11 protein-coding genes are annotated in these 12815 nt (G+C 36.5%); all 11 read right to left on the reverse strand.

What is annotated here, in order from left to right:
* Positions 1–109: 109 nt before the first annotated feature.
* The 11 genes from KHA94_RS13595 to folD all read right to left on the reverse strand — a co-directional run bounded on the left by KHA94_RS13595 (position 110) and on the right by folD (position 12806).
* Positions 110–1084 carry a tyrosine-type recombinase/integrase gene (locus KHA94_RS13595; RefSeq protein WP_213102675.1) on the reverse strand — a complete coding sequence of 325 codons (975 nt, stop codon included), beginning with the start codon at positions 1082–1084 and terminating at the stop codon, positions 110–112.
* Positions 1085–1266: 182 nt separating this feature from the next.
* On the reverse strand, positions 1267–2058 hold the full coding sequence (spo0A, locus tag KHA94_RS13600) for a sporulation transcription factor Spo0A (protein WP_213102676.1): 792 nt from the start codon (positions 2056–2058) through the stop codon (positions 1267–1269).
* Between the two features lie 284 nt (positions 2059–2342).
* Entirely contained in the window at positions 2343–3632 is a 1290-nt protein-coding gene (gene spoIVB / locus KHA94_RS13605) for a SpoIVB peptidase (protein WP_213102677.1), read from the reverse strand.
* Positions 3633–3774: 142 nt separating this feature from the next.
* Positions 3775–5466: a DNA repair protein RecN gene (gene recN, locus KHA94_RS13610; RefSeq protein WP_213102678.1), complete on the reverse strand. Its 1692-nt coding sequence runs from the start codon at positions 5464–5466 to the stop codon at positions 3775–3777.
* 16 nt (positions 5467–5482) lie between these two features.
* Positions 5483–5932, reverse strand: coding sequence for a transcriptional regulator AhrC/ArgR (gene ahrC / locus KHA94_RS13615; protein WP_213102679.1), 450 nt, complete (start codon positions 5930–5932; stop codon positions 5483–5485).
* A gap of 168 nt (positions 5933–6100) precedes the next feature.
* Positions 6101–6943 (reverse strand): TlyA family RNA methyltransferase, encoded by an 843-nt coding sequence (locus tag KHA94_RS13620; protein WP_213102680.1) that lies wholly within the window; start codon positions 6941–6943, stop codon positions 6101–6103.
* A 4-nt stretch (positions 6944–6947) separates the two neighbouring features.
* A complete protein-coding gene (dxs, locus tag KHA94_RS13625) occupies positions 6948–8840 on the reverse strand; it encodes a 1-deoxy-D-xylulose-5-phosphate synthase (protein WP_213102681.1) in 1893 nt (630 codons plus the stop codon).
* A gap of 121 nt (positions 8841–8961) precedes the next feature.
* Positions 8962–9855: a polyprenyl synthetase family protein gene (locus tag KHA94_RS13630; RefSeq protein ID WP_249365497.1), complete on the reverse strand. Its 894-nt coding sequence runs from the start codon at positions 9853–9855 to the stop codon at positions 8962–8964.
* A gap of 2 nt (positions 9856–9857) precedes the next feature.
* Complete coding sequence (locus KHA94_RS13635) at positions 9858–10091, reverse strand: exodeoxyribonuclease VII small subunit (RefSeq protein ID WP_213102682.1); 234 nt, start codon at positions 10089–10091, stop codon at positions 9858–9860.
* Between the two features lie 5 nt (positions 10092–10096).
* A complete protein-coding gene (gene xseA / locus KHA94_RS13640) occupies positions 10097–11437 on the reverse strand; it encodes an exodeoxyribonuclease VII large subunit (RefSeq protein ID WP_213102683.1) in 1341 nt (446 codons plus the stop codon).
* A 505-nt stretch (positions 11438–11942) separates the two neighbouring features.
* Entirely contained in the window at positions 11943–12806 is an 864-nt protein-coding gene (gene folD / locus KHA94_RS13645) for a bifunctional methylenetetrahydrofolate dehydrogenase/methenyltetrahydrofolate cyclohydrolase FolD (protein ID WP_213102684.1), read from the reverse strand.
* Positions 12807–12815: the final 9 nt, after the last annotated feature.

Below are 12815 nucleotides of genomic sequence, written 5' to 3' on the forward strand. Positions count from 1 at the left end.
TTTTCAGATGGGTTATATTGTACTTAACGAATATACGGTATGTCCTTATTGGATGTACAAGGGGTTAGGTCTTTGCCGAGACTTAGCCCCTATTTTTTTTTGGTTATTTTTATATATCTAAATTATTCAATGGCGAATGTTTCTGATATTTTCTTGCCACTTCTTGATCTGTAAAATCCAAGTATGCTTTCATTGTTACATCTACAGAGCTATGCCCAAGCAATCTGCTTAAAGTTGCAAAGTCACCATTACCCTCAATCAGGTAATACTTCGCAAAGTTATTGCGTAGTAAATGCGGATGTATATTAACCCCCACTTTTTCACCTGCAAGCCTCAAGGTTCTTTCGAAGTTTCTGACGTCTAATTTAGTCCCTCTAATAGTCGGAAATAGGTAATGGCTATCTGAGTATCTATCCCTATACTGCATCCATCTCTTGAGGTCGTTAGACATTTTAAATCCAAAATAAACGAATCTTTCTTGATTATTCTTGGGATTTTCAATCAGAATTGACTTATTTTTAAAGTCAATATTTTCTGGAAGTAAATCACAGCACTCTCCTGCTCTTATTCCAGTATCTAAAATAAGTCTTGTCTGAATCCACGATCTATACGAATGGAATTGTGTTAAATCAAAAGTGTCTAAAACCATTTTTAACTCTTCAGGAGTCAATAAAGATTTCTTTTTTCTTTTTGGTTTTATATTCTCGATGTTCTCAACTGGATTTACCTTTATTTCACGTTCACTAAAAAGAAAATTAAAGAACACCTTAATGTTACGTAAATAATTAGCTATCGTTGTATCACTGATTTGCTTATTAAAATCATGTCGGTGATCTGGATGATTAACTTCTTTTGATTTCTGTTTAACAACAACGGTGTATTTACCCCTTTCACGTAAATATTTAATGTAATGTCGGATATGAGAAGATTTTACTTTAACTGCATCTTCAATTTTAAATTCATCTTTTAGATATAGTGCAAAAAGCTTTAGAGTCTGCTCATAACTAGATAAAGTTTTCTTGGACAAATGCTTGGAATCACAGTAGAGCATAAATGAGTCGATTTGTAGTAGGATTTCCGACAACAAAAAACACCTCCAAAATATCAGATTTTTTACAAACCCGATAAACTGTAGGTGTTGAAAATTCAACGGTTTAATTTTAAATATTAGTACACATCCAAAACCTATTTATTGGTCACTTGTGTCAGTGTTCCAATTTATAGGAATCAGCTTCAAACCCAGTCTCACCAACGTTTCTAACTCTTTCAAGAAGCTTTATGTTCCAACCTTAATTTATCAGCGACCATCGCAATAAATTCACTATTCGTTGGCTTTGCTTTTGACATACTCACTGTATATCCAAATAATGATGAGATCGAATCAATATTTCCTCTGCTCCAAGCAACTTCGATAGCATGCCGGATTGCACGTTCAACTCGGCTTGCAGTTGTATTGTATTTCTTTGCTATATCAGGATATAAAACTTTCGTGATCGAACCAAGTAGCTCGATATCATTGTAAACCATGGAAATTGCTTCACGAAGATACATATAGCCCTTAATATGTGCAGGGACACCAATTTCGTGAATAATACTCGTAATGCTTGCATCGAGATTTTTTGGTTTTGATTCCACTTGAGGTCGATAATTTGAGGTTGTAGATTTCCTCATGACCGGATTTGATTTTCCACTTACTTGTCGGATATGGTTACCGAGATTTTCCATATCAAATGGCTTTAAAATAAAATATGATGCACCTAAATCAACCGCTTTCTTTGTAACATCTTCCTGTCCAAAAGCTGTTAGCATAATTACATTCGGCAGACGTGTCTTTTTCATATCGCGCATTTTACCAAGAACAGCAAGGCCATCTAAATGAGGCATAATAATATCCAACACTAGGACGTCTGGATCCTCATGCTCTAAAATATCCAAGCACTCCTGTCCGTTATGCCCCACCCCTATTATCTCCATATCATCCTGAGATGATATATATTCCTCTAAAAGCCCGACTAGCTCTCTATTGTCATCAACTACACAAACTTTAATCTTCTTCACGAATACTTCCTCCTCAGGTCCATTGTGTTCTCTTTACCATCTATTTTTATTCTAAATGAGAAATTCGACAATGCAACTGAAAATCCTTTAGTTTTTTTAAATTTTCTCAAAAATAGGATAAAATCATTAATTTTCTCATATTTACTTTACTATTCGACTTTTTCCGCTAATAATAATAAAAACTCAAATAGATTTGTCGAAATTTTTTTTATATATGATATCATAATCTTTTCAAAAAAAAGAAATCGACTATACGCCGATTTCTTCGAATACCATATTAAACCTCATGAGGCCTTTTCTTTTTGTTTTTCATAAATATCTATTCCAGCTTCATTTAACATCCATTCAATGTGAACGCCGTAGCCTGAAGTTGGATCATTAACAAAGACATGTGTGACGGCACCAATTACCTTGTTATTTTGGATAATTGGACTACCACTCATTCCTTGGACTATTCCTCCTGTTTTGGCTAAAAGCTTCGGATCTGTCACCTTTATGACCATTCCTTTAGTAGCAGGAAATTTTTGAGGAATTGTGCTAACAATTTCAATATCAAAAAGATTTACTTTATCATCATCTACCACTGTTAAAATTTTTGCTGGGCCTTCTTTTACTTGATGTGATAAAGCAATCGGCATCGGCTTATCAAATATGCCATTTTTTAGATTCTGGTTCAGCTCACCAAAAATTCCGAATGGGCTATTTCTAACAATATTTCCGATAACTTCTTTGTCTTCAGAAAAACGCGCAAGCTTTTCGCCTGGATTCCCATTACTTCCTTTTTCGATTGAAGTAACGGTTGAGCGAACGATTTGTCCATCTTCCACAACTATTGGTTTTTTTGTATCCATATCAGATATGACGTGACCTAATGCCCCATACTTTCTTGACTCAGGATGATAAAATGTCATTGTACCTATTCCTGCTGCTGAATCTCTTATATACAACCCTAGCTTATACGAGCCCTCAGTCTTCTCTTTAAGAGGTGTTAATTTTGTTGTAAAATAATTATTTTCACGATTTACGACAATAGTGAGGGGATTTCCAGCTTCCCCCGCCTCTTGTACGAATGGAGCAATATCTAACATTTTTTCAATTTTCTTGCCATTAATTTCTGTGATGATATCGCCAATCTTTATTCCGGCAATTTCGCCAGGTGATGATTTACCATTAATTGTATTTATTTGATGGTGGCCAACTACTAACACACCAACTGTATTTAGTTTTACTCCAATTGACTGCCCACCTGGTATGACTTTAAAATCCTTTAACACATTAACATCGACTTTTTTAATTGGAAAACCTGCTAATTCTAAGAACATTTCATTTTCCCCGCGTTTTTTCGCATTTAGGGATACTGAATGATTGTCTTGCTTAAGTGAAATACTTGAATTATCTGAAGACATCTTTGCTGTTACCATTTCTGCTTTAGCTAAGTCAAACTGCTGACCTTCAAAAAGAGTAATGGATGTCGGAATTTCTATATATTCTTGAAATGGTTTTGAAAAACCAATTGCAATTAATGAAACAAGGAGAATTCCACCAATTATTTTTCTTAAAGCATCTATTGTCAAAATTTTCACTCTCCTCGCTTCTAATCCACTAACGTCAAATGGCTACACCTTTAATTTTGCCTTCAAAGCGAGCATTTATAACCTGTTTGGTGATAAAAAAAGCTATCCTCCTTTGGATAGCTTTTCAATGTATTTTATTTAATCACTTTTGAAGCTTTAACTTGTTCGCAAGCTGAAGAAGCTCTTTAGCATGTTCTCTTGTTAAATCGGTAATTTCCACACCAGATATCATCCTGCCAATTTCTTTTATTTTTTCAACTTCATTCAAAGGCTTGACAGATGTTTTAGTCCTTCCATTTTTAATATTTTTTGCAATAAACAAATGGGTATCGGCCATTGCTGCAACTTGCGGTAAATGAGAAATACATAATACTTGAGAATCAACTGCTACATGATGAATTTTTTCTGCAATCGCCTGCGCGACTCTACCACTAACACCAGTATCTACTTCATCAAAGATGATAGAGGTAACACCTTGATGCTTTGAAAAAATACTCTTTAATGCAAGCATAATTCTTGAAAGCTCCCCTCCGGAAGCAATTTTAGATAAAGGCTTTGAGGGTTCGCCTGGATTCGTTGAAAGGTAGAACTCAACTCGATCGATTCCACTTCTCATAAAGCTCTCAGAATCCGTCTGAAACATTACTTCAAATACAGTCTTTTCCATATATAGTTCTTTTAATTCTTTATGGATTAAACTTGTTAAATTCTGGGCTGAAATTTTCCTCAATTTACTTAATTCCTCTGCCTCAATACGCATGTCCTTTTTAAGTGAGGATATTTCTTTTTCGAGCTTATCAATATGCGTTTCTTTATTTTGTAAAGTTTCGATTTCTTCCTCAATTTTTGAAGCATATTCAAGGATTTCAACAATTGATTTGCCGTATTTTCGTTTTAACTGTTGAATTTCATTTAATCGATCCTCAATGCTGGCCAGCCTCTCTGGATCATATTCAAGAAAATCAAGTTTGTTTCGTAAAATACTAGCTGCATCTTCAAGTTGATAAAAACAATTTGATACATTTTCTGCAAGCTCTTTATAGGACTGATCAAGTCCAGCTGCTTCCTCTAAATGACCCATAACTAAGCCAATCCAATCCAGTCCTCTTTGTTCCCCTTGAAGACCTGCATAGCCTGACTGTAAGGAATCAAATATACGTTCAAAATTACTCAATTTTCTTTTCTCTTCAAGAAGCTCTTCATCTTCATTTAGTTTTAAATTTGCCTTTTGAATTTCATCGTATTGAAATTGAATTAAATCTAGGCGATGCGCCATTAATTGATCATTTTCACTTAAACTTTTCAAGGTTTTCAATATTTGCTCATATGATTGAAAAACTTGCTGGTATTCCAAAAGGGCAGTTGAAATCTTTGCACTACCAAATTGATCAAGTAGACTAATATGCATCGTATCATCCATTAATTCCTGATGCTCGTGTTGTCCGTGAATATCAATAAGCGTACTGCCAACCTCTCTTAAAATCGATATGGTCACAAGCTTTCCATTTATCCTGCAAATGCTTTTTCCAGACTTTGAAATATCTCTTCTAAGTACGACCATTCCGTCCTCAAGTTCTATACCAAATTCAAAAGCTTTTTTGTAAACAGGATGGTTTGTGTCGTCTATTTGAAATAGTCCTTCAATTTCTGCCTTTTCCTCGCCATGTCTAATAAATTCAACAGAACCTCTACCACCGACCAATAAATGAATAGCATCAATGATAATCGATTTCCCTGCACCTGTTTCCCCACTTAATACAGTTAAACCTTTATCAAACGATATAGAAAGGGCTTCAATAATAGCAAAATTTCTAATTGAAAGTTCATTTAGCAAAATAATTCATCCCCACTTACAACATTTCAAGAAAGCGATTTGATATTTCTTCGGTTTCTTCAGGAGTTTTACAAATGATTAAGCAAGTATCGTCTCCACAAATTGTTCCGAGAATTTCTTCCCAATCCAAATTATCAATAAGAGCCCCAATTGCCATCGCATTACCAGGAAGGGTTTTCATAACAAGAAGATGTCCTGCTGTATCAATACGAACGAATGCATCCATTAAATTTCTTCTTAGTTTTTGTAATGGGTTAAAGCGCTGATCTGCAGGAAGACTATATTTATATCTACCGTCTAAAAGGGGAACCTTAACAAGATGAAGTTCTTTAATGTCACGAGAAACGGTTGCTTGAGTTACATTGTAACCAGCATTTTTTAATTCATCGACAAGATCATCCTGTGTTTCTATTTCATTATTTGCAATAATATCTCGAATCTTTATATGCCTCTGACCTTTTGTCATAATGAACACCTCTATATAAAAACATTTGACATACTACCTTTTATGTTAGCCGATTTTACCTATATTGTACATTTTTTCTTTAATAAAATTACTTCTTTCTTCCTCTAATTCGATTAGAAAAATTTTTGTCAAAAAACTTCATCCATTATAAAAGGAACAAGCCGCAGCTTATTCCTCATGGTTTTGTTTTGTTTTCAGTTCTAAATGTGCTTCCTTCACAATTGTATAAGGATCAAACGAAAGCATATTTTCTCCTATTTCTTTTTCACCTGTCCAAAAAAGATGCAGTAAAAACTCAATATTTCCATCTCCACCAGTAATCGGTGAAAACGAAAGGTTCTTTACATCGTAGCCAAGTTGAAGAGAGAGAGAAACCATTTCATGAAGAACGAACTCATGTACTTTAGGATCTCTAACAATTCCTTTTTTCCCTACCTGTTCACGTCCTGCCTCGAACTGTGGCTTCACCAATGCTACGATATCACTTTTAGGTACTAACAAAGTTTTCAGGACAGGCAATATTAGCTTCAACGAGATAAAAGAAACGTCAATGGAAGCAAAATTAGGCATCCCTTTAGTAAGATCCGCTGGCGTTACATAACGGAAGTTTGTCCGCTCCATCACAACTACACGCTCATCTTGTCTCAATTTCCATGCTAACTGATTATAACCAACATCTAGGGCATAAGACATCTGTGCACCATTTTGCAATGCACAATCAGTGAATCCCCCAGTTGATGCACCAATATCAAGGAGGAGCTTATCCTTGACGTCTAGATCAAACATCTTTAATGCCTTCTCAAGCTTTAGGCCTCCTCGGCTCACATATGGCGTGACCTTACCTTTTACTCTTAATGGAATATCACTGTTTACTTTTTCACCTGGCTTATCAAGACGAGTTTCATTGCTGAAAACAAGACCAGCCATAATGGTACGTTTTGCCTTTTCCCTCGTTTCTGCTAAGCCTCTATCTACTAATAAGACATCTAAGCGTTCTTTCTTTATTTTCATTATTTTATGCCCTTTTTTGTTTCTTTCCAACAAGATTACTCATTCGATCGACTACATCACCAGTTGTCATCCCGATTTCTTCCAAAAGCTTATCGACGCTTCCATGTTCAATAAAGTGATCTGGAATTCCCATTCGCTCTATTTGGGCTTGGTGATAGCCTTTTTCATGAGCAAATTCTATAACTGCACTACCAAAGCCACCTTGAAGAACTGCCTCTTCGATTGTAAAAATTGGAAGGTTTTCTTTGAATAGCTCGAGAAGCATTTTTTCATCCAACGGTTTTATAAATCTTGCGTTGATTACCTTTATCGATATTCCTTTTTTCTCTAAAATTGCCGCAGCTTTCATTGCCATAGGGATTGTTGTACCAAATGTTAAAATAGCTGCATCTGAGCCTTTTTTCAATACTTCCCATGTGCCAATTGGAATCGTATTTAATTTCTCATCCATTGGAACACCAATTCCATTTCCACGTGGAAATCTCATTGCAATTGGTCCATCATCATACTTAATTGCTGTGTAAACCATATGCTGTCCTTCATTTTCATCCTTCGGCATCATTAATACAAGATTTGGAACATGTCTTAAAAAGGCAATATCAAATACTCCTTGATGTGTTTCCCCATCCGCTCCTACAAGTCCTGCACGATCAATTCCAATAAATACATTCAAATTCTGACGGCAAATATCATGTACAACCTGATCGTATGCTCTTTGCAGGAATGTAGAATATATTGCGAGAAATGGCTTCATATTTTGTGTTGCTAAACCAGCTGCGACTGTTGCAGCATGCTGTTCTGCAATCCCGACATCATACATTCGATCAGGAAATTCGTTTGCAAAGCCTTCCAGCTTAGATCCAACTGGCATGGCTGGAGTAATCGCTACAATCCTCTCATCTTCTCTCGCTAATCTCCGAACCGTTTCACTCACAAGCTTGCTCCAAGCAGGTGGAACATTTACAGGTTTAACGAAGGCTCCTGTTTCAATTTTATATGGACCTGTTCCGTGCCAAGTACCTGTGGTGTCATTTTCTGCAGGATTATATCCCTTACCTTTTTTAGTAATTACATGAAGAAGGACTGGACCTTCTGATTTCTTGGCATAGCTTAAATTTTCAAATAAGCTTTCAAAATCATGTCCATCAACAGGACCTAAGTAGGTGAAGCCCATTTCTTCAAAAAACATTCCGGTAACGAAAAGATATTTTAAGCTGTCCTTTAATCTTTCAGCTGTAGAAGCAAGCTTTCCACCTACAGCTGGGATTTTCTTGAGAAAGAGTTCTAGTTCATCCTTTACCCAATGATACTTTCCAGCTGTCCGAAGTCTGCCAAGGACATTGTGCAACGCTCCAACATTAGGTGCAATGGACATTTCATTATCATTTAATATAACGATCATATTCTTTTTTTCGTGACCAATATGGTTTAACGCCTCTAAGGCCATTCCACCTGTCAGGGCACCATCCCCAATAACTGGGATAACATAGGAGTTCTCTTTTTTTAGGTCACGTGCAATTGCCATCCCCATAGCTGCAGACAAGGATGTAGAGCTATGTCCTGTTTCCCAAACATCATGCTCGCTTTCAGCCATTTTTGGAAAACCGCAAAGTCCTTTATATTGGCGCAGCGTATCAAATTGACTTGCACGACCGGTTAGAATTTTGTGTACATATGATTGGTGACCAACATCCCAAATGATTTTGTCCTTAGGGCTGTCAAAGCATTTATGCAATGCAATCGTTAATTCCACAACACCTAAGTTTGGACCTATATGGCCTCCTGTATTTGATAATCTTTCAATCAGGAATTTACGAATGTCCTGACTTAATTCTACTAATTCTTTATTAGAGAGCCCTTTTAAAAAAGAAGGGTCTTCAATTTTCAATAGATCCATTCAGTGGATCACTCACTTTCATTTCATTGTCATATATGTTCTATACGAAGTCTTATGATTTATTATAACAGTATGAAAGAAATCCTCAAGAAAATGCATTATTATCCTATCTCACAGAAAATTAATGATCCCGCGTTTCAATTAGATCTGTAATTTCTTCGAGTAAGGATGTATTAAGCCTCGTTTCTTTTAGTTTGCATTTTGCTTGTTGAATATGTTGATGTAAGGATTTCTTCGCTCCCTCTAATGACAAGAGTGACGGATAAGTACTTTTGTTATTAGAGGCGTCACTGCCAACTGGTTTCCCTATAACATCTTCTGTTCCTTCAAGATCAAGAATATCATCCCTAATTTGAAAAGCTAGTCCGAGATGGTAAGCAAATTCAGCAAGTATTTTAATGGTTTCTTTGTCTGCTCCGGAAAGGATCGCCGCAGAAATGACACTGCATTCGAGCAGCTTTCCTGTTTTATGAATATGAATATACTCCAATTCATTTAAAGATAACGCTTTCTCTTCCCCTCTAATATCAGCAACCTGACCGCCAACCATGCCTTCAGCACCAGCTGCCTTCGACAATTCAGCCATTAGATTGAGCTTCATTTCTGCATTTGCCCATTCTGCTGGCGTTTCAGTGATGATTTGGAAGCTATACGTTAATAGTGCATCTCCTGCTAGAATAGCATAAGCATCTCCGAAAATTTTATGATTCGTTGGCTTCCCACGACGTAAGTCATCATTATCCATACTTGGCAGATCATCATGTATTAGCGAATAAGTATGAATCATTTCAATCGCCGCTGCAGTTTGAAGTCCTTTTTTTGTATCTGCACCAAAAGCAGCTAGTGTCGCAAAAAGAAGCATCGGTCTAATTCGCTTTCCACCAGCCTCTAATGAATAGAGCATCGATTCTTTAATTATAGAAGGAGCATTCAGTCGACTAATACTTTCCTTAAGCTCTTTTTCTAATAGTGTTTTATGAGTGTTGGCAAATGATGGAAAGGTTACTTGTTGCAAGATTACTCCTCCTCGGAAATGACGAAATTTTCTTTTCGCCCATCTTCTGTCAATATTTGAGTAAGCTGATTTTCCACACTTTTCAGCTTATCATGACAGAGCTTAGATAGCTCCATACCCTGCTTATATATATTTATAGCCTCTTCTAGAGGAACATCTCCCTCTTCAAGCTTTTCAACGATTACTTCTAATTTCTCCATCGCTTCTTCAAAAGTAAGCTTCTTCTCTGAAGTCAATGTAATCACTCCTCTATATCCGTTACGTAACAATGTATCGTCCCATCGGATACCTTTACTTTAATTTGATCATTAGTATTCACATTATTAACTGAGTTAATGAGCTTATTCTGTGCTGTATAAATAAGACTATAGCCTCTATCCATGATCTTTAGTGGGCTTAATGCTTCCAAATTAGCAATTTTATGTAAAAAATCCTTCTCTTTCTCAGAAAAAATTTGAGCCATCGCTTTATTTAGTTGTTTATGCGCTTTTTCATGCTGCTCTTTGGACGCTCGAATTAATTCATTCATAGACTTTCTTTGCATGCGCTTATGCATAAGTTCCCATTGATTGATTTTCAAATCAAAAAGCTTCTTTGATCCTTTTGCTAACTGTTCTGAGAGACGGTCCACTTGTTCGAGCTTTTGTTCATATAATTTTTGAGGGAAGCGGAATGCATATGATTTTTGGATTCTCGAAAGTCTTTCTTTCCTTAAAGAAATATGTTCCTTTAGCGACCTAATTAAACGCGACTGACGTACAAGCACTTTTTCAGTAAGGTCCTCTATATGAGGAACTGCCAACTCCGCTGCTCCGGTTGGTGTAGGGGCGCGTAAATCAGCAACAAAATCAGCTATTGTAAAGTCTGTTTCATGACCAACAGCAGAAATAATTGGAATTTTCGAGTTGAATATGGCTTTAGCTACTTCCTCTTCATTAAACGCCCAGAGTTCTTCAATTGATCCTCCGCCACGTCCAATAATGAGCACATCTGCATCATTCAATTGATTTGCTATATTTATTGAGTTCACAATAGAAGGTGCTGCGTGTACGCCTTGAACAAAGGCTGGAAAAATAAGGATATCCACTACAGGGTAACGCCGTCTAATAGTTGTTAATATATCCCTAATAGCTGCACCTGTAGGTGAAGTAATAATCCCGACAGTTTTCGGAAATTTCGGGAGAGGCTTTTTATTTTGAGGAGCAAATAAGCCCTCCTTTTCAAGCTTCTCTTTTAGTTGTTCGTATGCTAAATATAAATCCCCAATTCCATCCGGCTGCATTTCCTTAATATAAATTTGATATTGACCAGACGGTTCATAAACTGTGAGATCTCCGCTTATAAGCACTTTCATTCCGTTTTCAGGAGAGAATTTCATCGAACGATTATAGCTCGAAAACATAACAGCAAGAACGCGCGCCTTTTCATCCTTTAATGTAAAATACATATGTCCGCTCGAATGTTGTTTAAAATTAGAAATTTCTCCCTTAACCATTACATCCTGTAAGTGTGGATCAGCATCAAATTTTCTTTTAATATACTTTGTTAGAGCATTCACCGTTAAATAGCGCTGTTCTTTCATGTTATTCTCCTTCTAAATTATGCTTTAACAAATTCACTTTTTTATAAAAACTTGGCGTTCGTTAAGTCCTTTCAGCGAATGCATTCGTTTTACTAATGCGATCTTTTTTTGCAAAGACTTTAACGAAACTTAAAGTCCAGTTATGAACGCTAATAAACTTAAATTTTTTTTATCCAAGCAAAACTGCCCCTTCCATTATAGATATAGAGTCTCAATCCGTCACGTAATATACGCTTTAGGAAAAAAGTCTATAATCAAAAATGGAAAAGGCAGAGTGATCAGAACAGCTTAGCTTTTTAAGAAGGCTCTGTTAAACGTTGTTGTTGATTTCCGCTGCAGGTGCTTAGCGATCGCGGGCGGTCGGGGATCCTCCTCGTCGCTAACGCCCTGCGGGGTCTCCCCTGAACACGCATTTCCCGCAGGAGTCTCGCGCCTTCCGCTACAATCAACAAATGTAAATATCAGCATTAAGCTTTAACAGAGCCTTTAAGAAAATTATGAATGATTATAAATTCTGTTTTTGTCGGATTGATTTAGCAGCTTTTAACGTATTAAACATAAGCATCGTAATCGTCATTGGGCCGACTCCGCCTGGGACTGGAGTGATATAGCTCGCTACTTCTTTCACATTATCAAAATCCACGTCCCCACAAAGTTTGCCTTCATTATTTCGGTTCATACCTACATCTATTACGATGGCACCTTCTTTAACATGGTCTTTTGTTATTAAATTGACCTTTCCTACAGCTGCAACAAGGATATCTGCTTGCCTCGTATACTGCATTAAATCAGTTGATTTGGAATGACAATATGTAACTGTTGCATTTTTATTTAAAAACAATTGCCCAGCAGGCTTTCCAACAATATTACTTCTTCCAACAACTACTACATGCTTACCAGAAATATCTGCATTAATATAGTCAAGCATCTCTATTACGCCAAACGGTGTACAAGGTAAGAAGGCATCCTGACCAGTCATCATTCTTCCGATATTAACCGGATGGAAGCCGTCAACATCTTTATCTGGAGAAATGGTTTCAATGACTTTAATTTCACTAATATGTATTGGTAATGGCATTTGAACAAGGATACCATGAATGTCAGGATCAGCATTTAATTCCATCACCTTCTCCAATAGCACTTGCTCACTAACATCTTCTTCTAGTTCTATTAAAACGGAATGCATGCCAAGCTCTCGACATGTTCTTTCTTTATTTGTTACATAAGTTTTTGATGCTGGGTTATTGCCAACTAGAATAACAGCAAGTCCAGGAACAATACCCTCTTTTTTAAATTTTTCCACTTCTTCTGCAATAAAAGATCTTTTTTGTCTTGCAATTTCTTTCCCATCAATCAAATTCATTGCCATACCAATTTC

The organism is Cytobacillus citreus, from assembly GCF_018343665.1.
GTDB classification, from domain to species: domain Bacteria; phylum Bacillota; class Bacilli; order Bacillales; family Cytobacillaceae; genus Cytobacillus; species Cytobacillus citreus.